Origin of the sequence: Neolewinella maritima (assembly GCF_923081025.1) — a bacterium.
Classification (GTDB): domain Bacteria; phylum Bacteroidota; class Bacteroidia; order Chitinophagales; family Saprospiraceae; genus Neolewinella; species Neolewinella maritima.
The window spans coordinates 1,438,624-1,461,879 of record NZ_CAKLPZ010000001.1 but is presented as its reverse complement, the minus strand read 5'-3'; the positions used below and the strand labels follow the sequence as shown (position 1 = coordinate 1,461,879).

Sequence of the window (23,256 nt, the reverse complement as noted above, 5' to 3'; positions counted from 1 at the left end):
TCGCAGGCTTTGCACCGAACGTAAACACCCCCACTACCATTGGAAGACTTTCCACAAGACGAATTCGAGGAAATGGCTAACGGCGCGATGCAACTCGTCGACCCCAGCCTACCCCAGTTGCTCACCGTACTACCCCTTACCCAGCGGCCGATATTTCCCGGCACCGCCCTGCCGATGACGTTCACCGGTACGGACAAGCTAATGGCCATCCGCATTGCCGTAGAGCAGCACGAGGGCTTTATCGGGGCCGTCCTGGAGCGCGAATCCGATGACGATGACTACCGGGAGTCCACTTACTACGACGTAGGTACCGTATATCAGATCCTCAAGGTCATGCCGATGGGCGACCAGGTGATCCAGGTGCTGGGCCGCACCATGAAGCGCTTCCGGTTACAGCGCGTGGTGCAGACCGAACCCAGCCTGCGGTGGCGCGTGCAGTACGACAATCAGCCCAACGCCAAGCCCGACCCCGAACTGAAAGCCTATATGCTGGCCATCAGCTCCGACATCAAGAGCCTGCTGGCGCTGAACCCCCTGTTTCAGGAGCAGGTCAACATGGTGGTCACCCAACTCAACTACGAGAAGCCGGGGCAAACGATCGACGTGATCTCCAATTTGGTCAGCTCCGAGAGGGATAAGCTGCAGGATCTGCTGGAGACCTGGAATATTGGCGAGCGCGCCAAGAAGCTGCTGGATATAATTAAGGACGAGCTACAGGTGGCAAAGATCCAGTCCCGCATCAACAAGCAGATCGAGGAAGGCGTCAACGCCAAGCAGAAGGAATACTTCCTGCGGGAACAACTCAGTGCCATCCGCCGGGAACTCGGCGAAGAACAGGATGACGGGGATTCCATCGTAGAGCGTATCGAAGCCCTATTAGAAGGCAAGGAGCTACCCACTTCGGTCCGCGAGGTATACGATCGGGAACTACGCAAGCTGACCAGTCTGAACACCCAGAGTCCGGAGTTCAACGTGACCCGTAACTACCTGGAAACACTGGCGGGCCTGCCCTGGGGCACCTACAACCAGGAGACCGACGATATCGCCGAGGCACGGCGCATCCTGGATGAGGACCACTACGGGCTGGAGGATGTAAAGGACAATATCCTGGAATTCCTGGCCACCATCATGAAGCGGGGCTCCGTAGCCGGCGGCGTGATCTGTCTGGTGGGCCCTCCCGGGGTAGGCAAGACGAGCATCGGACAGAGTATCGCCCGCGCACTCGGCCGGCAGTTCTACCGCTTCAGTGTAGGGGGTATGCGCGACGAGGCAGAGATCAAGGGCCACCGGCGCACCTACATCGGTGCACTACCCGGCAAGCTCATTCAGGCGATCGACCGGGCTAAAAGCAGTAATCCGGTCATCCTGATCGACGAGATCGACAAGCTGGGTAGTGGACAGGGGGATCCCGCCTCCGCTTTGCTGGAAGTACTGGACCCGGAGCAGAATGATGCCTTCGTCGATCACTACCTGGACGTGCCGTACGATCTGTCGAACGTCCTCTTCCTCACCACCGCGAATCAACTCGACACCATCCCCGGTCCCCTACTCGACCGCATGGAGGTGATCCGCCTGAGTGGTTACATCAAGGAGGAAAAGATCAAGATTGCCCAGCAGTACCTCATTCCCAAGCAGCTTAAGGACCACGGCTTTGCCACCGACGAAGTGACCTTCACCGATGAGGCGCTAGACTTTCTGGTCGACCGCTACGCTCGGGAAGCCGGAGTGCGCAACCTGGAAAAACAGCTCCGTAAGGTGATCCGCAAGCTTGTGCTCAGGCAGGCAGAATCCGATCAGCACTCCTTCGAAGTAAGCGCCGCGGACGTAGAAGACATGCTGGGCCGGCCCCGTTTCAATACGGAGCAATTGTACGACAAGCCCCTGGCAGGCGTAGTCCTCGGACTGGCCTATACCACACTCGGTGGTGCCACCCTCTATATCGAGGCCCGCGGCGTAGCCGCCAAGACGGGCGGTTTCCGCCTTACCGGACAGCTAGGTGACGTGATGAAGGAAAGCGCGCAGATCGCGCTCAGTCTGGTGAAGTCCATTCTACCTCCCGACCGGATATCCTACTTCGAAGACCATCAGGTACACCTGCACGTCCCCGCCGGTGCCACACCGAAGGATGGGCCCAGTGCAGGTATAACAATGGCCCTGGCGCTTTACACGCTGGCCACCGATCAGGCTCCCATAGATAATCTGGCAATGACCGGTGAACTCACGCTGACCGGCCGGGTACTGCCCATCGGAGGAGTTAAGGAGAAGACCATCGGCGCCCGGCGGGTGGGCATCACTACCCTGGTGTTTCCGGAGGAGAACCGGCAGGACTTCGAAGACCTCGACGACTACATCAAGGAAGGAATTACCGCGCATTTCGCCCGCACCTTCAGTGATGTACTCGCTATTGCGCTCTAGGCTTCGGCCGTGGGCTTGCGCTTGCGGGGAGTCTTGAAGAACTCCTTGAGCTGCTTGTCGGTCATGAAGCCGTAGTCGCTCCAAGTGGCTACCGTGGTCTTCTTGATGTCCCGGTAGTCCTTGCCGCGCTTATTGGTGTGCACCTTGATGAGCCGCTTCGTGTAGCGAATAGCCAGCCGGCGCAGTTCCTGGTTGAACTGCTCGTTGGCAAACACCTTCATGTACACCGGGAAGAGCTTGCCCGTCGTGGCGAACCACTCGTTGTAGTCGTCCGTGCCCAGGCTAGCCGCCAGGTCGCTGACGTACACCAGGATGGTGCGGCGGATATTCTCGTTGAAGTCACTCAGTCCGTCCTGCTTCAGCACCTGCTCCTGGATCGCTTCCTGCACTTCGGGATCGTCGTAGCCCTCGCTGTGGATACGGTCCGTAAGGTTGAAGTAAGCCGTGAGGTCGTCATCGACGCTGCGGTCCACGATCTGACCGAGCTTCGCTTCCTCGTCCTTGCCGAAGGTGACCGCACTGTCATTCTTAAGCCGCAGGATGAAGGTGAGGATCTGATCGGAGACCCGCTTGGGGTCTTCCTTGCGCTCACGGTTGAGCACTTCGGTGAGTGCAGCCTGTGCCCCCTCCTCCACGGGCAGGTAGGCGCTATAGATCACCAGTGGCTCGATGAGCTCCTTGCGTCCCGCAAACTCCTCGTTGGTCACGAAATGGTACAGCGGAGCGGGCAGCGCATCGTTATTCAATTCTTTGTTGGATACCCGGTAGAGCAGGAAGTCGACAAAGTGCTTACTGTGGCTGATCAGTTCCGGCACGCTCTGGGGGGCGGGCGCGTACTGGTAGTTGCGGCTCTTGAACTGCCGCTTGTAACGGTTGAAGATGGCGCTACGGCCCTGCTGGGTACGGGCGTCGTCCGACTTTTGCGTCATCAGGAACTGCCGCACGCGCTTGCTGGGAATCTCGTCGATCAGTCCCGTCACGTAGATATCGCTACTCAGGGCGAAGCCGACCTGCACGGCCTGTCCGATCCGGCTGCTGAGCTGGTCGAAGTTCACGTTACCCGCGATGTAGTTGAGCAGCGTACCGAAGTGGTCGTTCTGCTGGCGGTAGTAGAACAGTTCGTTGATCTCCGGACGCAGCACGCTGTAGCCCAGTACGCGGGGCAGGAACAGGCCCTCGAAGCGGTCGTCCATGAGGTAGCGCTCGAAGGATTCGATCTCGAAGGGCGAATGGTGGTTGATCTGCTCGTGGGCCGCCTCGATCTGGGGTTCGAACTCGGCCTTCAGGGCCTCGTACTGCTCGTCTTCTTCCTCCTCCATATACTGGGCTAAGTGGGGACTGGCCTGGATGGCTTCGGCGATCGCATCGAGGTGCGCTTTGTAGGTATCGTTGAGTTCGTACATGACGTTCAGATTGGCGTAAGTAAAAGAAAACCCGGTAGTGCCATTTAAGGCAGAACCAGGTCTGACGGCTCCCGTGAGCACGTCGTTTCGGCAAATATAGGCATTCGCACGCTACCATCACCAGTGGGCGCGTACGCAGGTGCGGTGCCGGTGAGGGAGTAGCCGCAACCCCCTATCCGTTATGTTGTTATATTACCCTAAATAGTACGTATGGAACTCATAGTTCTTATCCCCCTGATCCTTCTGCTCCTCATCATTACCGGCAGCTTCTTTACCGTCAAGCAGCAAAGCTCGGCAGTACTAGAACGCTTCGGGCGGTTTAGCTCCATCCGCGGACCGGGCTTTCACCTAAAGGCCCCCTTCATCGATAAGGTAGCCGGCAAGGTCAGCCTCAAGGTGCAGCAGCTCGACGTAAACGTGGAGACCAAGACGAAGGATAATGTATTCGTCAAACTGAAGGTAGGCGTGCAGTTCGCCGTGGGACCGGATAGCGTCTACGATGCGTTCTACAAACTCGATAATCCCTACGAGCAGATCAATTCCTACATCTTCGACGTAGTCCGCGCCGAGGTACCGAAGATGAAACTCGACGATGTCTTCGAGCGCAAGGACGATATCGCCAACGCCATCAAGACCGAGCTACAGGAGGCCATGCAGAACTATGGCTTCAACATCGTCAAGGCACTGGTGACCGATATCGATCCCGACGCTACCGTCAAGGTGGCCATGAACCGGATCAATGCCGCCGAACGCGAGAAGCTAGCCGCCGAGTACGAAGGTGAGGCCGACCGGATCCGCATCGTAGCTAAGGCACGTGCTGAAGCCGAATCCAAGCGACTGCAGGGTCAGGGTATTGCGGATCAGCGGCGGGAGATCGCCAAGGGTCTGGAAGAGTCCGTAGACATTCTCAACAGCGTAGGCATCAACAGCCAGGAGGCCTCCGCCCTTATTGTAGTTACCCAGCACTACGATACGCTCCAGAGCATGGGGGAAAACGTGAACTCCAACCTGATCATGTTACCCAACGCTCCTACGGCCGGTTCCGACATGCTGGCTAATATGACCGCTAGTTTTGTAGCCAGTCAGCAGATGGGCGAAGAGATGAAGGCCACCAGCGAGAAGCTCAAGGCCGAAAAGAAGCGGGAGAAGATCAAGCTGGAGCGCTAGTTGACTGTGCGGGTAACCGGACCGGAAAGCTCCGGTAAATCTACCCTTGCGCAGACCCTGGCCTGGTGTCTGGACGGCACCTACGTAGCCGAACAAGCACGTGCCTACCTGCACGCTCTGGCACGACCCTACACTGAGGCAGACCTAGCCCTGATCTGGCAGGCACAGCAACGGGCCGAAACGGCCGCGCGGCAGAGTGGTGCATCTTACGTGATCTGCGATACCGGCCCTGAGGTCCTCCAAATCTGGTCTGAAGTGAAGTATGGACGGTGTGCGGCTACCTTGTCGTCACAGACAGCTACGCGGTCATACGACCTCACCCTGCTCTGCGCACCAGACCTAGCCTGGACATACGACCCCCTGCGCGAGCACCCGAATGAAGCCGATCGCTGGACGCTGCACGCACGCTACCGCAGCCTCCTACCGGGGGCATTAGGCATCACTGGTGCCGATCGTGTTCAGCAGGCCCTGAGCGCTATACAGGACACTTCGCTCCACTAGCCGGCCGCGCCGATCCGTACTACTAAGTCATTGGCTTCGACGAGCGTCTTTTCCTTCAGGGGGAGTAACGTCACCTCACCGGCTAGGGGACTAGTGATAGTCGATTCCATCTTCATGGCCTCGATCACGAATAGTGGATCTCCCGCGGCTACCGTATCACCGACCTTGACCAGGATGCGACTGAGGTTGCCCTGTAGCGGACTACCTACTTCGTTTTCTCCGCCGGCCTTCACGTGGGCCTTCACCTTACTGTCGATCTGCTGATCACGCACGGTTACGCTCCGTGTCTGACCGTTCAGGGTGAAGAAAACCAGCCGGTTGCCGAGCTCATCGGCGTTGGTCATGTTCAGGTACTTGATCGTGATCCGCTTACCGGCACTTATGCGCACCAGGATCTCTTCATTAGGCTTCAGGCCGTAGAAGAAGGCTAGCGTGGGGATGTTAGCTACCTGCCCGTAGTCATTCTGAAAGGCTTTGTAGTCGGCAAATACTTTTGGGTATAGCTGATGACTCAGCAGATCCATGGTGGTAGGCTCCTCGTCGAATTGCTCGCGGTAGGTGACGGCCGCTGCCTCGAAGTCTACCGGATCCAGGTGGGCATTGGGGCGATCGGTGTAGGCCTGTTCGCCCTTCAAGACCATGCGTTGAACCTCCTCGTCGAAGCCCCCTTCGATCTGCCCCAGATCGCCGCGCATGAGACTCTTGACGCTGTCCGGGAAGTCCAGCTTATCGCCGCGTCTGCGGACGTCCTCCGCCGTCAGGTCGTTGCTGGTCATGAACATAGCCATGTCACCTACGACCTTGGAGCTCGGCGTCACCTTGACCAGGTTACCGAACAGCTCGTTGGCGGCAGAGTAGTTCTTGCGGATAGTGGGGAAGCGGTCCTCAAGACCCAGTCCCCGGGCCTGCGGCCGTAGGTTGGAGTACTGCCCACCGGGAATCTCGGTATCGTAGATCGTGGCGGTGCCGGCCCGCAGCTCGGTTTCGAAGGGGTAGTAGTAGTTGCGGACAGTCTCCCAGTAGTCGGCATACTCGTTGAGCAGCGGCAGGTTGACCGGATTTTCCCGCTCGTGGCCCTGCATCATGGCCGCGATACTGTTGTAGCCCGGTTGGGAGGTGAGTCCGCTGAGGCTGTTGATGGCGACATCGACGATGTCTACACCGGCATTGATGGCCTCCAGGTAGGTAGCGCTCTGAATCCCGCTGGTATCGTGGGTATGCAGGTGGATGGGCAGGTCGACGGTCTCGCGCAGGGCGGTAATGAGCTCCCGGGCGGCAATGGGCTTGAGTAGGCCGGCCATGTCCTTGATGGCGAGCAGGTGCGCACCCGCTCCCTCCAGCCGCTTGGCCAGCTCGAGGTAGTATGAGAGGGTGAACTTGGTTTCCTTACTGTTGGTAAAGTCTCCGGAGTAGCATATACAGGCCTCGGCCAGACTATCCGTGTTTTCGCGGACCGTGCGGATACTGACCTCCATGTTTTTGACCCAGTTCAGGGAGTCGAATATGCGGAACAGGTCGATGCCCCCCGCGTAGCCCTCTTCCCGGCCATCCACGTCGTATAGCATGGAACCGCGGGCCGCTTCTTCGATAAACTTGATGATCAGGTTATCGGGATAGGCTTTATAACCCACTGCATTACTCCCGCGCAGGAGCATCTGGAAGATCGTATTCGGGATAGCCGTGCGCAACTTGCGCAGTCGACGCCAGGGGTCTTCCTTCAGAAACCGCAGGGCGACGTCGAAGGTGGCGCCCCCCCAGACCTCCATACTAAACAGATCGGCCGGCTGGTTGGCCGCATAGCTCTGTGACACATTGAGCATGTCTATCATGCGCATCCGGGTAGCCAGCAGGCTCTGGTGGGCGTCGCGGAAGGTGGTATCAGTGTACTGGATCCGCTTTTCCTGCTTGAGCCAGTCGACGAAGCTGTCACGCCCCAGATCCTTGAGCCGGTCGCGGCTTCCCTTGGGCAGCTCGGCATAGACATCGAAGGGGGGCACTACCGGCTTGAGGAAGGTGCGGCTGGTGTCTACGTACTTGACGTCCGGATTGGAATTTACGATCACGTCAGCTACGTAGCGCAGCAGACGAGTACCCCGATCCCGGAAACCCCGCAACTGAAGCAACTCCGGATGGTCGGGGATAAAGCGTACGGTCGCCCTACCCTCCTGGAAATCTTCGTTCTCCAGTAAATTGAGCAGGAAGCCGATGTTGGTCTTTACGCCACGCACCCGGAACTCCCGCAGGGCACGGTGCAGCCGCTCGGCCGCACCCTTGAGCGTGCGGCCCGTACCCGTCACTTTGACCAGCAAGCTGTCGAAGTAGGGCGAGATGGTGGCGCCAGGAAAGGCCGAGCCTGCATCGAGACGGATCCCCATACCACTTGCCGAGCGGTAGGCGATCAGCGTGCCGTAATCCGGCTTGAAGTCGTTGGCGGGATCTTCGGTAGTGACCCGGCACTGAATAGCAAAACCGTTCGCCTGAATATCCTCCTGACTGCGGATGAAGATCGTCTTGTGGTCCAGGGCGTAACCCATGGTGACCAGAAACTGCGTGCGCACCAGGTCGATGCCCGTGATCTCTTCCGTGATGGTATGCTCTACCTGAATGCGGGGATTGACCTCGATGAAGTAGATCGACTCGTCCTGGTCGACTAAAAATTCGACCGTACCGGCACAGTAGTAATTCACCTCCCGGCCCAACTGCAGGGCGTAGTGGTACAGCTTATCCTTGGTTTCCTGAGAGAGGTTGGCTGCCGGTGCCACCTCTACGACCTTCTGGAACCGCCGTTGTACGGAGCAGTCCCGCTCGTAAAGATGGACCAGGTTACCGTGCCGGTCACCCAGTAGCTGCACCTCGATGTGGCGTGGATTTTCGATAAACTTCTCCAGGAAGATCGTGCCGTTGCCGAAGGCCTTCTCGGCTTCGCTACTGGCTTCGATCACTTCGGTGCGCAGCTGCTGTTCATTGCGAACCACCCGCATCCCGCGTCCCCCGCCCCCGGCGGCCGCCTTGATGATGACGGGATAGCCGATCACCGCGGCTTCGGATGCTGCAACGGCCGGGTCGCTGATGTCCTTATCACTGTCCTGAATAAGGGGGACCCCCACCCTACGGGCGAGCTCCTTGGCGGCCACCTTGTCGCCGAGCTGGTCCATACTATCGGGGGAGGGACCGACGAACTCGATGCCGGCGGCCAGACAGCCACGGGCGAATTCTACGTTCTCGGATAGGAAGCCGTAGCCCGGGTGAATGGCGTCTACCTTTTTGTCTAGCGCCAGTTTGATGATCGCCTTGATGTCGATGTAGGGACGGAGGGGCTCATCGTCCGGACCGATCTGGTAGCTCTCGTCCGCCTTGTAGCGGTGTAGGCTGTAGCGGTCTTCGTAGGTGTAGATAGCTACCGTACGCATCTGTAGTTCGCTGGCGGCGCGCAGGATACGGATGGCGATCTCCCCCCGGTTGGCGACGAGGATCTTGTTGAAACGGCGTTTGTCTTGGGCGAGCATAGTGGGGGGGGTTCATGGGGGTGGGCGGAAGATAGGCAGTCAGGCCACTTTGTAGCGCTCAATCTTTTTTCGGAAATCCGACACCAGTGCATCCTTATCTACCGCTGGCAGTTATAGGAGCAACCAAGGGGTAAAACGCTTAATCTTATTTAGACAAGATAAAAATAAGGCCCCTGATGCTTGGTTGGACGCACCTAGGTACGCTACATTTGCGCTTATTAAGACTCAGTATAGATAGTAACCGCTATGATTCGTACGCTTCCCTTCCTCCTGCTTCTCGGTCTATTACTCACCGCCTGCCAGGACGACGACGATCTGCCCGAGCCCGTTCTCGAACTACCCGCTACCTACACCTTCGAGCGGGCGGGAATGTCTACCGTATCCTTTGACGGACAAACCACCCGCATCGCTATGGCCGAAGCACTCGTAGCAGCCCTATTGGACACCACGCGCAGCGAATCCGATCTACTGGCTATGTTCCGCAACGCCGGACCCAACGGAGAAGACGTATCCCCCTTCGTCGATGCCGCGCTGAACGCCTCCGACAAATCACTGCGCAGCAAGGTCGCCGCCAGTGCCGACTACTTCAGCGCCAACGCTACGGATGCAACGGCCATCCGCACAACCTTCGATAGCTACCCCCGCCGGCAGGCAAGCGAAGTATATCCCGCCTGGAACACCGTAGCGCAGGCCGGCCAGGCCGGTCAGGTGGCGGATGGGACCAGCACCCGCTACGTCAATGCCGGCGGGCTAGAATACAACCAGGCCTTCGCCAAGTCGCTGCTCGGTGCTCTGATGCTCGATCAGACGCTGAATAACTACCTCAGCCCCTCCGTACTGGACGAGGCGCGGAACCGGGAGAATCAATCGGCTGGAGTCACGGAAGACGGAGCGGCCTACACTACGATGGAGCATAAGTGGGATGAAGCGTATGGCTATGTGTTCGGTGCTTCCCCCACCCCCGCTACCCCACTCACCAGCTTGGGTGATGACGACAGCTTCCTCAATGAGTACCTGGACCGGGTCGATCAGGACGATGACTTCAGTGGTATCGCCGAAGACGTCTTCCGGGCCTTCCTGCGGGGTCGGGCCGCGATCGTGGCGGACGACTTCACCGAGCGCGACCAACAGGCGAACCGCATTCAGGAGCTGCTCAGCCGCGTTATCGCCGTGCGGGCCACCTTCTACCTGGCCCGGGGATCTACGGCGCTGGAGTCGGCTAACGGCCCTTCAGCGGGCTTCCATGCGCTGAGTGAGGCGTACGGCTTCGTGTACAGTCTGCAGTTCACCCGCGACCCCGCTACGGGAGCCCCCTACTTCTCCCGCGCCGAGGTCGGCACCATGCTCGACAGCCTGTACGGAGACTACCCTACCGGCTTCTGGGCCGTTGAACCGGCTACGGTCCGTGAACTGGGACAGCAGATTGCCGACCGCTTCGCCTTTTCCTACACCGCCGCCGCTAATTGATCAGTTATGTACCGATTACTCTACCTGCTCCCGCTGCTTCTACTGGCCTGTGAGCCCGAGCCTGCCGAAGTAGACACTGCATCCTTCGATCGCGGTAAGATGCTCACCTTCTGGGCCGATCAGATCATCGTACCTGCCTACCAGGACTTTACTGCTGCCGCCCGTACGCTGGATGCGTCGGTCAATGCATACGCTACGGCACCCGAGCCTACCGCACTGGCTACCGTGCGGACAGACTTCGCTACGGCCTATCTGAGCTGGCAGCGGCTGAGTCCCTTTATGGTTGGTCCGGGACAGCAGCTGCGGCTGCGGGAACAGCTTAACGTATACCCCACCGACAGCAGTCGGCTGTTCGCTCAATCGGATGCCGACCTCACGCTGCCGTCTAATACCGACATTCAGGGCTTCCCCGCCCTCGACCTGCTTCTCTTCGGCACCGGCGACCCCGCCCAACACGTCGAGCAGTTGCAGCGGCTGACTGATCGCATACTGTATCTGGCTACCGAGGCAGAGGATGCGTGGACCACGACCTACCGGGCGACCTACGTGGCCAATTCCGGAAATAGTGCTACGGCGTCCGTGGATCGTACGGTCAACAGCTTCGTGCAGTGGTACGAGCGCAATCTTCGCGCCGGCAAGGTGGGCATTCCCGCGGGCGTGTTCGGCAACGGACCGCTGCCCGATCGCGCGGAGGCGCTCTATAGTGGCGACCTCAGTCGGGCGCTATTTTTGGAAGGTCTGGATGCTGCCAGTAACTTCTTCGACGCTGAACTGGGCCTGGCTACTTACCTGGATGCCCTTGGCGTGCGGCGTGATGGCGACCTACTCAGCACGCGGATCCGGGCACAGTTCCGGGAGGCGCGTACCCAGGCCGCTTCGCTCGACCGGGACTTTGCCACCCAGGTTACGACCGATAACGGTGGTATGCTGCAGCTCTACGATGCCCTACAGCGCAATGTTATCCTGCTCAAGGTGGACATGCTGCAGGCCCTGAGCATCAACGTCGACTTCGTGGATGCGGACGGAGATTAGTGCTAGCCCCTTAGTGGTTTTTCGTACCGGCTTCGGACTGATGATGCTGCTCAGCATCATCCGCTTCTGGGCGTACGGCTGGATCGATAAACTGTACCTCCAACCCGACTTTCACTTTTCCTACCGCTACTTCGAGTGGGTGCAGCCCCTGGGCGTGTACACCTACGGCCTTTTCGCGGTGGCAGCCGTGGCCGCCTGCTGCATCACCGTAGGCTACCGCTACCGACTGGCGATGGTGGTCTTTTTCCTCAGTTTCACCTACATCGAACTGATGGACAAGACCACCTACCTCAATCATTACTACTTCATTAGCTCCCTTTCTCTGCTGCTTTGCTTCATCCCCATTCCGGCGGGTTGGGCGGCGGCACGCGGGTGCAAGATCGATCCCCTGTACGGCAATGTGCTACGCCTCTTCGTGGCCGTGGTCTACTTCTACGCCGGACTGGCAAAGCTCAATTCAGACTGGTTGCTGCAGGCGCAGCCACTGGCCATCTGGCTACCGGCGAAGTACAGCATCCCACTGCTCGGTGACCTATTGCAGCAGCGGTGGGTCCATTACGGCTTCGCCTGGGGCGGGGCGGCGTATGACCTGGCGATTCCTTTTCTCCTATACTGGCGGCGTACCCGCACGATGGCTTTCGCACTGGTGGTGGTATTTCACGTGCTCACCCGCGTGCTGTTCCCGATCGGGATGTTCCCCTACATCATGATCGTGAGTGCGCTGATCTTTTTCGGTCCGGAGATGCATGACCGCATTTTGGCAGTGCTGTCGCGAATCCGCCTGCCGTCTATGCCATCCATCACGTCCATCTCCGGCAGGGATACCAGGTGGCGGCATGTAGCAATTACCATTCTTCTACTGGTCCATCTACTCCTCCCCCTACGGTACCTGCTCTACGACCAAGAGCTATTCTGGACGGAAACCGGCTACCGCTTTTCGTGGCGGGTGATGCTGATGGAAAAGGCCGGGCTGGCCACCTTCACGGTGCGGGACGCACAGAGCGATCGCCGCGCGGTAGTAGATAATCGGCAGTACCTCACCGCCTTCCAGGAAAAGCAGATGGCTACGCAGCCTGACTTCGTACTGCAGTACGCCCACTTTCTTGCCGAGCGGTACCGGGCGGAAGGCTTCCTGGAACCCGCCGTGTACGTCGATAGCTATGTGGCGCTGAATGGGCGGCTGAGCCAGCGGTACGTCAATCCCGAGGTGGACCTGGCGGCTATCGATATCGACGAGCCGGTGGAACGCTGGCTCATGCCCTTCAACGACACGATCTATGGATTTTAAAGCAGTACCACTACCTGTTCCAGCGGAATGCCAAGGGCGAGGCATTGCACGCCGAGTCTACGCTATCCGTAGATTCATTCGGATAGGGGACCGATCGTGCTGGCCTGGCGTGAATCGGCTCGGACTTCTGGTGGCCTGCTTGCTTACATCCTGCTTGCTTCTCAGCCAGTCCATCAGCTTGGTCACTGTAGTGGACAGTGGTGGGATTAGTATTCCTGCAGCCGAACTCTACGTAGCGGAAACCACAACGCTCGTATCGACCGGGGCCGATGGTAGCGCAGCGGTTAATTTTCCGACCGGTATAGACACCCTGACCCTTACTGTTTTCGCTACTGGCTTCACGAGCCGACAACTTCAACTGAGCAGCGGCACAACCGCGCTGCGGATAACTCTACGCCCGCTCAGTCAAACGTTGAGTTCCGTACTGGTAACCGCTGAGGCCGAACGTAGGGCTGCCCTTACCAGGCTCCGGGCTGTCGAGGGGACAGCCATCTATGCCGGTCGGAAAACGGAGGTAGTCAGTCTCGACGCACTGACCGTAAACCTGGCGACGAACCAGGCGCGACAGATCTACGGGGAAGTGTCCGGATTGAATATCTACGAAAACGATGATGCCGGATTACAGCTTAACGTCGGTGGCCGCGGCCTTGATCCCAATCGCTCGGCTAGCTTCAATACCCGGCAGAACGGCTACGATATTAGCGCTGATGTGCTGGGGTATCCAGAGAGCTACTACACCCCACCGGCAGAGGCCCTGGCCCGGGTGGAGGTGATTCGCGGTGCCGCTAGTTTACAGTACGGCACCCAGTTCGGCGGACTGGTCAATTTCATTCTCCGCGAGCCCAATCGGGCCAAAAAGATCGAGCTGATTAGCCGGCAGACCGGCGGCTCGAACGGGCTATTTACGTCCTTCAATAGCCTGAGCGGACAGCTGGGTCCAGTCGGTTACTACGGCTTCTATAACTACAAGCGTGGGGACGGCTTTCGCTCCAATAGCGGGTTCTCCGCCCATACCGCCTTCCTGCACCTCGACTTCGCACCTGCGTTCTCGCCCAATACGACGGTCAGTCTGGAGTATACCTACCAGGACTACCTGGCACAGCAGGCCGGGGGACTCACCGACGCGCAGTTCTATAGTGCCCCCTACAGCAGCAACCGGGCGCGCAACTGGTTTGCGGTGAACTGGAACCTGTTCAGCTTAAGGGTCGATCACAAATTTACCGATCGGCTCACCTTCAGTCTGCAGGCCTTCGGACTGGATGCGTCGCGTGACGCGGTGGGCTTCCGGACTAACCGGGTAAGCCAGATCGATGACCCTACGGCTCCGCGCGATCTGCTACTGGGTACATTCCAGAATTACGGCGTGGAGGCCCGCCTGCTCCACCGCTACCGCCTGGCGAGCCGCGACGCCATCGCCCTGATCGGCGTGAAAGTGTACCGGGCGGAGAATACCGCCGTGCAGGGGCCCGGCACGGCGGAGGCAGAAGCGAACTTCCGTCTGGCCGCGGACCGCTACCCTAGCTACCCCAATCAGTCTCAATTCAGTTTTCCGAACCGCAACGTAGCCGTATTCGGGGAGCACATCTTCTACCTCTCCGACCGGCTCAGCGTGACGCCCGGTGCCCGCTACGAATATATCCGCACGGCCTCAGATGGTAGCTACCGGCAGATCGACTTCGACCTGGCGGGCAATCCGATCCGCGACGAGCGGTTTTCTGACGATCGAGTGTTCGAACGTAACCTGCTGCTGCTGGGAGTAGGCCTGGGCTACCAAGCTAGCGAGCGCCTGGAGCTATTCGCCAACGTGAGCGAGAACTATCGCTCGGTCACCTTCAGTGACATCCGCATCGTGAATCCGAGTTTTCAGGTCGATCCTAATATCCGTGACGAACGGGGCTTTACGGCTGATATCGGACTACGCGGCCGCTCCGAACGCTGGACCTATTCCGCCAATGCCTTTACGATCCGCTACGGAAATCGATTGGGGGAAGTACTAACACCGGAAGTACGGCAGAATGCGGACGGCGAAGCGGTCGAAACCGGCCGCATCGTACGGCTACGGGGCAACATCGGGGCCGCCACGCTCTTCGGCCTGGAAAGCCTCGTCGAACTTAATGTACTCACCGGTGCTACCGGTCAGGAAGTCCCCTACACCCTCACCACCTTTGCGAACACCAGCGTGACCAGCTCCCGGTACACCAGTTCGGCCACGGCCGGCGTGGTAGGTAACGAGGTCGAGTTCATCCCCCGTCTGAATGTAAAGACCGGACTGCGCTTTGGCTACGGAGACTTGCTGGGATCCCTGCAGTACAGCTACCTCACCCGTCAGTATACCGATGCCAGTAATGCCCTCCAGGACCGCGCAGACAACCAGAGTGGCATTGTAGGTACTATCCCAGCCTACGGCGTAGCGGACCTCAGCCTCAGCTACCGCTGGCGGCGTCTGACCATTGAAAGCGGCATCAACAACCTCTTTGACGAAACCTACTTTACCCGACGCGCCACCGGCTACCCCGGACCGGGCATCATACCTAGCGCACCCCGCTCCTTTTACCTTACGGTGGGCGTACGCCTGTAACTTCGGTCGGGTCTTCCTACTCCAGCACTGCCACATCCTCCTGTCCGAACTCCACCAGGATATTATCTCCCAGGGTAGTAGAAAGGACCATGCCACTATAGGTGACGTAGATGGGCCATGCTTTGTGCCGGCGATCGACCAGTACGGCTACTTCGATCTTCTTGGGCAGCACCTGCTGCAGAGGAGCCAGCGCGTAGAAGAGCGTACGGCCCGTATTGGCTACGTCGTCTACTAAGAGCACGGGTTTGCCGTCCAGTTCCTTGACGTCATGATCCAGCACCGCACCGCCCCCCAGGGGATCGCGGGGATCGATGCGCACGTTCCATAAATGAAATGGCGCATCGGATAGTCGGCTCAGATCCTGGGTCAGCCGGCGGGCGAGCTCCATACCCCGGCGGTTGATGCCGAGGATGTAGAGCTCGCTTTCCTCCGTATTATGCTCGAGGATCTCCATGGCCAGGCGGGTCACCTTGGCGTTGATCTGCGTGTGGGTCAGTAACTGCATAGTCCGGGCTTATTCCTGAATCATTTGCAGCAATTTACGGACCTGGTCTACGATGGTGACCTTGCGCTTGCCTTCGGCCGTGCGGTTGGCACTGCGTAGCTTGAGACGGAAGAGGTACATGCTGCGAGAGCCTAGGAGAAACTTCTCATCGGCCAGGTACAGCTGTTCTACCGGCACTTCACTGGAGTGCGTGTCTAGGAGCAACTCCCAGCGGGTGAATTCCTTAACGCCCGGCAGGGTGAACTCGACGCCTTCCCAGTAACCGTTAAGGATCATTAGGAAAATATCATCCTTGATGCGCCTCCCTCGCTCGTCGTACTCGTCCATGCCCTCTCCGTTGAGGATCATACCGAGACTGCGCTGATTGGTGTCGGACCAGTTTTCATCCGTCATCTCGTGGCCCGTGGGGTTGAGCCACAGGATATCACCCAGGCTCTTCTCTTCCACTTTGCGGCCGTTAAAGAAGCGGCGGCGGTGGAATACGAAGTTATCCCGGCGCAGTTCGATCAGGGTACGGGTGAAGTTATGCATGGCCTTCTGCTCGTCGGTCCAGTCCCAGTTGAACCAGCTGATCTCGTTATCCTGGCAGTAGGCATTGTTGTTCCCGTTCTGGGTACGACCGTACTCATCGCCCATGGATAGCATCGGGACGCCCTGACTCAGGAACAGGGTTGCCAGTTGGTTTCGCTGCATCCGCAGGCGCAGTTGTTGGATCTCGGGATTATCGGTAGGTCCTTCTACCCCGCAGTTCCAGCTGTGGTTGTGCGACTCCCCGTCGCGGTTCTCTTCCCCATTCGCTTCGTTGTGCTTCTCGTTGTAGCTGTATAGGTCCTTGAGGGTGAACCCGTCGTGGGCCGTAACGAAGTTGATGCTGGCCATCGGCCGCCGGCCGCTCAGTTCGTACAGGTCGCTGCTTCCGGTGAGTCGGTACGCGAGGTCGGCAACGCCCTTGGCGTCTCCCTTCCAGAATTCGCGTACACTATCGCGGTACTTGCCGTTCCATTCGCTCCACAGCACGGGAAAGCCGCCGACCTGATAGCCACCAGGGCCTACATCCCAGGGTTCGGCGATCAACTTGACCTGACTGATGATCGGGTCCTGGTGAATGGTATCCAGGAAGGTGCTCAGCTTGCCAACTTCATACAGTCCGCGCGCCAGGGCACTGGCCAGATCAAAGCGGAAGCCGTCGACGTGCATCTCGGTGACCCAGTAGCGTAAGCTATCCATCACTAACTGAAGCGGACGGATATGGACCATGTTAACGGTATTACCCGTACCGGTATAGTCCATATAGAACTCCTTATTGTCCTCGACCAGTCGGTAGTACGCCTGATTATCCAGGCCTTTCATGCCGATCATCGGTCCAAAGTGATTGCCCTCGGCGGTATGGTTGTACACAACATCCAGGATGACCTCCAGACCAGCCTTGTGCAGGGCCTTTACCATATCCTTGAATTCGTTCACCTGCTCACCGGCCTTGCCCGCTGCCGCATAGTCGGCGTGTGGGGCTAGAAAGCTCTGGGAGTTATAGCCCCAGTAGTTGCGCAGCCCCTTTTCTACCAGGTGACTGTCCTGCACGAAGTGGTGTACCGGCATCAGCTCTACCGCCGTGACGCCGAGGTCCTTCAGGTAGTCGATGATGACCGGATGGGCCAGGCCCGCGTAGGTGCCGCGAAGCTCTTCGGGTACATCGGGGTGCTGCTGCGTCAAGCCCTTTACGTGCATCTCGTAAATGACCGTAGCGTGCATGGGGGTTTCCAGTAGGGTATCTCCTTCCCAGTCGTAGGTGGTATCGATTACCACGCCCTTGGTCAGAAACGGACCGCTATCGGACGTATCCATCTGCAGGTACCGCTTAGGATCGCTATCGTGAATGGGGTACGGAAAGACGGCGGGGTTCCACTCGATCGTCCCGTCAATAGCCTTTGTGTATGGATCGATCAGCAGCTTATTCGGGTTGAACAGGTTTCCTACCTGGGGATTCCATTCGCCGTGTGCCCGGTAGCCGTAGCGCCAGCCGGTCTCTAAATGTGGAATGAAACAGTGCCAGACCTGATCGGTCTGCTCCATGAGTTGGATGCGGTAGGCTTCTACGTTGGGGCTCTCGCGCCGGTACAAACACAAGTCGATCTGGGTAGCGTGCTCGCTGAAGATCGCAAAGTTCACCCCGGCGGGCGACCAGGTCGCTCCGAGGGGATAGGGGCGGCCGGGCCATACTTCAATATCCTTGAACTTACCGTAGGACTTTTTCTCTTGTAGTTGGGCGATGGGGTGATCTTGCGTCATAATTACGTTTTCCCCGGCGCGCTGGCGGCCGGTGGTCTATGCTAACGAAGCAAATCGAATGCCGTTCAGTAAAGCTTGTTAATATGTCCCGCCGGCGAGCATCACTAGTGTGCAGCCGGCAACTACCTCGATGTCGTTCTCCCGGGCCAATTTCATCAGCTCGGCATTCTCCGTGCCGGGGTTGAAAATGATCCGCCGGGGTGCTACGCGGAGCAGCCAGTCGTAATACTGTGGCTGGTGGACGGGGCCTACGTAAAGCGTCACGGTATCTACCTCGGGTACGTCCGGCAGGCCATTCAAAATTTCCGCTCCCTGTACCTTGCCCTGCTTGATCCCTACGGGAATGATTCGATGTCCCCGCGATACGAGTCGCTCCGCGGCAAGGGAAGCATAGCGCGTGGGGTTCGTAGTAGCACCGAGAATTAGGGTAGTCATGTGGATCAGGGGTTTAACGTACCGACACAAGAACGCTATTTCCGCATCATTTCTACCTGCGGCCAGATGTCACCGATCAGGCTGACCAGACCGTAGATCAGCAACTGTATACCAATGGCCATGACCAGGAAGCCCATAATGCGACTCAGCGCCGATAAGCCCACCCGCCCCAACAATCGGAATAACACGGGGGCGAAGTAGAGCGTAAAGAAGATCAGCAGGGCCATCACGGCGACTACCCCCACGATCAGCACACTGTTCTGCCAGTCCAGATCCGCTGCCGACAGACCAATAAGTAGCGAAATACTACCGGGACCGGAGAGCATGGGCATGGCCATGGGCGTGAAGCTGATGTCGTCTTTTTGCTGCGCTTCCTCCTCCATCCGGCTGCTCATACGGCGGCGCTCGGATTTGGAGTTCAGCAGGCCGTAGCCGCTGTTTACGATGATGAGTCCGCCCGCTATACGCAGCGCATTAAGCGAGATTCCGAAGAAGTTCAGGATCACCGTACCGGCGAAGAAGAAAGTCACCAGGATCATCATGAAGTACAGCGCCGTGCGGCGGGCCGTAGCGGCGCGCTCGTGGGGGGTATAATCGTTCGTCAGCGTAAGGTACATGGGTACCGCACCCAGGGGGTTGACGACCGAGAATAAGGAACCCAGCGTGGCAAAGAAGAGACTAAGCATACGGCGGGTAACGCCGGTGCAGGGGCTAAGTTCTGGGGGACTTCCCCCGCCACTCCAGGCTACGCATGTTCATCATTTCGCAAGCGCTACGATCTGCGACAACTTCATTGCCCAACTCGATCGCTCGGCGCAATTGCGTTTCGCTCAGTTGGTGGATGGCGGGCTTTTTGGGGTCGAGTACCTCCTGCCACTTTCGCTGAAATAAATTGTCATACACCACGCGCAGGAAGCAGTGGTTCATCACGATAGGATAGCCATCGCGACGGGCCACGGTGGGGAAGGTTTGGTTCGCCTGGGCGCGCAACTGCTCCTTAAGTGCCTCAATACCTTCACCCACTGTGCTCCATCTTTAGACGATTCGACTGTTTCCTAAGATACTACAGGCGTTCATAGATGCCCGCAATACCCTGACCGCCGCCTACGCAGGCCGTGACCATACCGTACTTGAGATCGCGACGCTTCATCTCGTTGAGCAGTTGGATAGACAGTTTGGCGCCCGTACAACCCAGGGGATGGCCCAGTGCAATCGCCCCGCCGTTGACGTTTACGATGCTGTCGTCGAGCCCGACCTCCTTGATCACGGCCAGCGACTGAGTAGCAAATGCTTCGTTGAGTTCTACCAGCTGGATATCACTCAACTGTAGTCCGGCCTGCTTTAATGCCTTAGGGATAGCTACGCAGGGACCGATACCCATGTACAGCGGATCGACACCGCCTACCGCGCAGCTGACCAGACGCGCTACGGGCTCGAGACCTAGTTGCTTGACCATCTCTCCACTCATCACAATGACGAAGGCCACTCCATCACTGGTCTGGCTGGAGTTACCGGCCGTCACTACGCCGTTGGTCTGAAAGACCGGACGCAGTCGACCGAGACCTTCCATGCTAGTGCCCCGACGTAGTCCTTCATCTACGGCTACGGTATGCGTACTGGTCTGACGCTTCCCGTCCTTTACGAATACTTCCTCTACCTCTACGGGTACGATCTCATCCTCGAAGCGTCCGGCATCGATGGCTGCGGCGGCGCGTTCATGGCTTCGCACGGCAAAGGCATCGGCCTCTTCGCGGGTGACGTTATACTTCTTAGCTACTGCCTCGGCCGTGATGCCCATACCTACTACGTAGTCGGGAGTCGTGCTGGCTACCTCATAGCTAGGGGCTAGTTTATAGCCCGTCATGGGGATGTTGCTCATGCTCTCGGCACCGCCGGCTACGTAGCACTCCCCCATTCCTGCCTTCACCTTGGCTACCGCCATGGAGATGGTCTCGAGTCCGCTGGCGCAGTAGCGGTTGACCGTCACACCGGGTACGGACTTACCGAGTGCGCGCAGGCTGATCTGGCGACCTACCTGCAGGCCCTGCTCCCCTTCGGGATTGGCACAGCCTACTAGAACATCGTCTACGATCGCCGGATCGATATCGGGCTGGGCGTCGAACATGGCCTTGATAACGCGTACGGCGAGATCGTCCGAACGAAAATTCTTGAATCCGCCGCGACCGGCTTTACCTACGGCCGACCGGAGTCCGCTGACTATATATGCTTCTTTCATGATATGCTTAGCTTTTGATTAATTGCGCAGGGGCTTGTTGGTCTGCAGCATGTGCTGGATACGTTCCAGTGTCTTCTGCTCTCCGCAGAGGCTGAGGAACGCCTCCCGCTCGATGTCCAGCAGGTACTGCTCGCTCACTTTCTGCGTACCCGTAAGGTCTCCCCCACACAGCACCCAGGCCACTTTATGCGCGATCTTGATGTCGTGCGCGCTGGCGTAGTGTCCACGCTTGAGCTCGTTAGCTGCCGCATAGAGGGCGGCCAGTCCACCGCGACCGAGTACGGTCACGTCCTGCCGGCGGCGGGGCATGGTGTAGCCATCGTCAGCTAGGTCTAGGGCCATGCGCTTGGCTTCGGCGATGTTACGATCCTTATTGACCACCACCTTGTCGCGGCCCTCGATCAGGTAGCCGTAATCGTATGCCTCATGCGCACTGGTAGATACGCCCGCCATCGCGATCGCCTTAAAGCGCTCGATCAGCGTAGGGATCATTACATCTCCCTCGAAGAAGCTGTCACTGGCCCGCACGGCAAATTCTTTCGTGCCTGCACCGGCTGGGATCAATCCGATGCCTGCTTCTACGAGTCCGATGTAGCTCTCCGCGGCTACCGCGGCACCGTCGCAGTGCATCAGGCTTTCGCAGCCTCCACCAAATACATAGCCCTGGGTAGCGGCAATGACGGGAATGGCGGAGTACCGCAGCCGCATCACGCTCTGCTGGAACAGGTTGACGGCCATATTGAGCTCCTCGAATTCCTGCTGGTAGGCAAGCTGGGCGATCATCATCAGATTAGCGCCCACGCTGAAGTTCTCGGCGTTGTTACCGAGCACCATGCCACGCCAGCCTTCTTCTTCAAGTTTGCTAATGGCCTCTTCGTAGCCCCGCAGTACCCCTTCGCCAATGCTGTTGTAGGCGCTGGTGAATTCGAGACAGGCAATGCCGTCGCCGATGTCGTGCAGCGTCACCTCACTATTCTGGTACACGGGCTTGTTGTCCCGCAGGTTATCCAGGATGACGAACTGCTCCGTTCCCGGCTTGACCTTATAGGACTTGGACTCGATGTCGTAGTACTTCAGCTTACCGTCTTCGCGCTTGTAGAACGTTGCGTGACCGGCAGACTGCATGTCCTTCACCCACTGGGCGATGGTGTTGCCATCAGCTTCGGCGGCTTCGATGCCAGCGGAGAGACCGACCGCGTCCCAGTACTCGAACGGCCCCATCTTCCAGGCATAGCCGGCCCGCATCGCATCATCGATGCTGTAGATGTTATCGCTGATCTCGGGAATCCGGTTAGCGGAGTAGGCGAAGAGTCCGGCCAGACTCCGGCGGACTAGCTGCCCCCCGGCATCCTCTTCGTTGAATAGGGTCTGCACCCGGCGCTTAGGATCGTCGACCTGTTTGGCCGTCTTCAGGCTCTTCAGGTCACTCCGCTGGCTGGGCTCGTACTCCAGTGTTTTCAGGTTCAGTCCGAGGATCTGGCGATTGCCCTCCTCGTCGAGTACCTTTTTGTAGAAGCCCTGACCGGACTTATTACCCAGGAAGTTCTTGTCGATCAGGAACTGGTAGTACGACGGAATTTCCATTACGGCAGCTGCCTCATCGCCCGGAGCGTTCTCCCGAATGCCGGTCATGACGTGAGCGGCCGTATCGTGGCCGACCAGATCTCCCAGACGGAAGGTTCCGGTCTTGGGCCGCCCGAGGGTAGGTCCGGTCAGACGATCCACGGTGTCGATAGACAGATCCAACTCGTCCGTCAGGCTATAGATTTTAGCCATACTGTACACACCGATCCGGTTGCCAATGAAGGCCGGAGTATCCTTGGCCAGTACGGTGGTCTTGCCGAGGTACAGATCGCCGTAGCGCATAAAGAAGTCGATTACTTCCTTCTTCGTGTCGGGTCCCGGAATAATCTCAAACAGGCGCAGGTAGCGTGCCGGGTTGAAGAAGTGCGTACCGCAAAAGTGCTGCCGGAAGTCCTCACTCATCCCCTCCTGGATCATCCGGATCGGTATACCGGAGGTATTGGTGGTGATCAGACTTCCCTTTCGCCGCACACGGTCTACCTGACTCAGCACTTTTTGCTTGATGTCGAGCCGTTCCACTACTACCTCGATGATCCAGTCATAGTCACCGAGCTTCTCCATATCGTCGGTGAAGTTGCCTACCGTGATGCGCTGCGCGAAGTCCTTACTGTACAGCGGCGCGGGCTTAGACTTGATGGCGGTAGTCAGTGCTTTGGTAGCGACCGAGTTGCGCACGGCTGGCTTAGTCTCCGTAGCGTCCATATCCCGGGGGAGGATGTCCAGCATGAGGACGTCCAGTCCAACGTTAGCGAAGTGGCAGGCAATGCCGGAGCCCATCACCCCGGAGCCCAGAACGGCAACGCGGCGAATGTGGCGGGAGGTAGCAGTCATATCATGATCGTTTAGCGAAAAT

At 58.4% G+C, this 23,256-nt stretch carries 16 protein-coding genes; 7 read left to right on the top strand and 9 right to left on the bottom strand.

Annotated features, from left to right (window positions below; translation table 11 throughout):
• Window positions 1-39 precede the first annotated feature (39 nt).
• Window positions 40-2,415, top strand: coding sequence for an endopeptidase La (gene lon, locus MJQ68_RS06030; RefSeq protein ID WP_238750127.1), 2,376 nt, complete (start codon window positions 40-42; stop codon window positions 2,413-2,415).
• On the opposite strand, the gene MJQ68_RS06025 is transcribed toward lon, so the two are convergent.
• On the bottom strand, window positions 2,412-3,818 hold the full coding sequence (locus MJQ68_RS06025; RefSeq protein ID WP_238750126.1) for a hypothetical protein: 1,407 nt from the start codon (window positions 3,816-3,818) through the stop codon (window positions 2,412-2,414). The genes lon and MJQ68_RS06025 overlap by 4 nt on opposite strands.
• Before the next feature lie 210 nt (window positions 3,819-4,028).
• Here MJQ68_RS06025 and MJQ68_RS06020 point away from each other — a divergent pair, with 210 nt between their 5' ends.
• Window positions 4,029-4,985 (top strand): SPFH domain-containing protein, encoded by a 957-nt coding sequence (locus MJQ68_RS06020; protein ID WP_238750125.1) that lies wholly within the window; start codon window positions 4,029-4,031, stop codon window positions 4,983-4,985.
• A gap of 6 nt (window positions 4,986-4,991) precedes the next feature.
• Entirely contained in the window at window positions 4,992-5,486 is a 495-nt protein-coding gene (locus MJQ68_RS06015) for an AAA family ATPase (protein ID WP_238750124.1), read from the top strand.
• Here the strand turns inward: MJQ68_RS06015 and MJQ68_RS06010 are convergent.
• Window positions 5,483-8,992 (bottom strand): pyruvate carboxylase, encoded by a 3,510-nt coding sequence (locus tag MJQ68_RS06010; protein WP_238750123.1) that lies wholly within the window; start codon window positions 8,990-8,992, stop codon window positions 5,483-5,485. The two genes, MJQ68_RS06015 and MJQ68_RS06010, sit on opposite strands and share 4 nt — an antisense overlap.
• 246 nt (window positions 8,993-9,238) lie before the next feature.
• Between MJQ68_RS06010 and MJQ68_RS06005 the strand changes: the two genes are divergently transcribed.
• The 4 genes from MJQ68_RS06005 (at window position 9,239) to MJQ68_RS05990 (ending at window position 15,357) form a co-directional block, all read left to right on the top strand.
• Window positions 9,239-10,459, top strand: coding sequence for a DUF4856 domain-containing protein (locus tag MJQ68_RS06005; RefSeq protein ID WP_238750122.1), 1,221 nt, complete (start codon window positions 9,239-9,241; stop codon window positions 10,457-10,459).
• 6 nt (window positions 10,460-10,465) lie between these two features.
• Window positions 10,466-11,491, top strand: coding sequence for an imelysin family protein (locus tag MJQ68_RS06000; protein WP_238750121.1), 1,026 nt, complete (start codon window positions 10,466-10,468; stop codon window positions 11,489-11,491).
• Between the two features lie 13 nt (window positions 11,492-11,504).
• Window positions 11,505-12,779 carry an HTTM domain-containing protein gene (locus tag MJQ68_RS05995; RefSeq protein WP_238750120.1) on the top strand — a complete coding sequence of 425 codons (1,275 nt, stop codon included), beginning with the start codon at window positions 11,505-11,507 and terminating at the stop codon, window positions 12,777-12,779.
• Between the two features lie 154 nt (window positions 12,780-12,933).
• Entirely contained in the window at window positions 12,934-15,357 is a 2,424-nt protein-coding gene (locus MJQ68_RS05990; protein WP_238750119.1) for a TonB-dependent receptor family protein, read from the top strand.
• Window positions 15,358-15,373: 16 nt separating this feature from the next.
• Here the strand turns inward: MJQ68_RS05990 and MJQ68_RS05985 are convergent, their stop codons facing one another.
• From MJQ68_RS05985 to MJQ68_RS05955, 7 genes are all read right to left on the bottom strand, one after another.
• Complete coding sequence (locus MJQ68_RS05985) at window positions 15,374-15,862, bottom strand: phosphoribosyltransferase family protein (RefSeq protein ID WP_238750118.1); 489 nt, start codon at window positions 15,860-15,862, stop codon at window positions 15,374-15,376.
• Window positions 15,863-15,871: 9 nt separating this feature from the next.
• Entirely contained in the window at window positions 15,872-18,148 is a 2,277-nt protein-coding gene (gene glgX / locus MJQ68_RS05980; RefSeq protein ID WP_238750117.1) for a glycogen debranching protein GlgX, read from the bottom strand.
• 78 nt (window positions 18,149-18,226) lie between these two features.
• On the bottom strand, window positions 18,227-18,583 hold the full coding sequence (locus MJQ68_RS05975; protein WP_238750116.1) for a CoA-binding protein: 357 nt from the start codon (window positions 18,581-18,583) through the stop codon (window positions 18,227-18,229).
• A 35-nt stretch (window positions 18,584-18,618) separates the two neighbouring features.
• Window positions 18,619-19,269: a MarC family NAAT transporter gene (locus MJQ68_RS05970; protein ID WP_238750115.1), complete on the bottom strand. Its 651-nt coding sequence runs from the start codon at window positions 19,267-19,269 to the stop codon at window positions 18,619-18,621.
• 25 nt (window positions 19,270-19,294) lie between these two features.
• Window positions 19,295-19,606 carry a hypothetical protein gene (locus MJQ68_RS05965; RefSeq protein WP_238750114.1) on the bottom strand — a complete coding sequence of 104 codons (312 nt, stop codon included), beginning with the start codon at window positions 19,604-19,606 and terminating at the stop codon, window positions 19,295-19,297.
• Between the two features lie 40 nt (window positions 19,607-19,646).
• A complete protein-coding gene (locus tag MJQ68_RS05960; protein WP_238750113.1) occupies window positions 19,647-20,819 on the bottom strand; it encodes a thiolase family protein in 1,173 nt (390 codons plus the stop codon).
• Between the two features lie 18 nt (window positions 20,820-20,837).
• On the bottom strand, window positions 20,838-23,234 hold the full coding sequence (locus MJQ68_RS05955) for a 3-hydroxyacyl-CoA dehydrogenase/enoyl-CoA hydratase family protein (protein WP_238750112.1): 2,397 nt from the start codon (window positions 23,232-23,234) through the stop codon (window positions 20,838-20,840).
• Between the last annotated feature and the right edge of the window lie 22 nt (window positions 23,235-23,256).

What these genes read in the sequence shown, in the direction of transcription:
- MJQ68_RS06025 (WP_238750126.1), bottom strand. Translation starts at nt 3,818, where the DNA reads ATGTACGAACTCAACGATACCTACAAAGCGCACCTCGATGCGATCGCC.
- MJQ68_RS06020 (WP_238750125.1), top strand. Translation starts at nt 4,029, where the DNA reads ATGGAACTCATAGTTCTTATCCCCCTGATCCTTCTGCTCCTCATCATT.
- MJQ68_RS06010 (WP_238750123.1), bottom strand. Translation starts at nt 8,992, where the DNA reads ATGCTCGCCCAAGACAAACGCCGTTTCAACAAGATCCTCGTCGCCAAC.
- MJQ68_RS06005 (WP_238750122.1), top strand. Translation starts at nt 9,239, where the DNA reads ATGATTCGTACGCTTCCCTTCCTCCTGCTTCTCGGTCTATTACTCACC.
- MJQ68_RS06000 (WP_238750121.1), top strand. Translation starts at nt 10,466, where the DNA reads ATGTACCGATTACTCTACCTGCTCCCGCTGCTTCTACTGGCCTGTGAG.
- MJQ68_RS05985 (WP_238750118.1), bottom strand. Translation starts at nt 15,862, where the DNA reads ATGCAGTTACTGACCCACACGCAGATCAACGCCAAGGTGACCCGCCTG.
- glgX (WP_238750117.1), bottom strand. Translation starts at nt 18,148, where the DNA reads ATGACGCAAGATCACCCCATCGCCCAACTACAAGAGAAAAAGTCCTAC.
- MJQ68_RS05975 (WP_238750116.1), bottom strand. Translation starts at nt 18,583, where the DNA reads ATGACTACCCTAATTCTCGGTGCTACTACGAACCCCACGCGCTATGCT.
- MJQ68_RS05970 (WP_238750115.1), bottom strand. Translation starts at nt 19,269, where the DNA reads ATGCTTAGTCTCTTCTTTGCCACGCTGGGTTCCTTATTCTCGGTCGTC.
- MJQ68_RS05960 (WP_238750113.1), bottom strand. Translation starts at nt 20,819, where the DNA reads ATGAAAGAAGCATATATAGTCAGCGGACTCCGGTCGGCCGTAGGTAAA.
- MJQ68_RS05955 (WP_238750112.1), bottom strand. Translation starts at nt 23,234, where the DNA reads ATGACTGCTACCTCCCGCCACATTCGCCGCGTTGCCGTTCTGGGCTCC.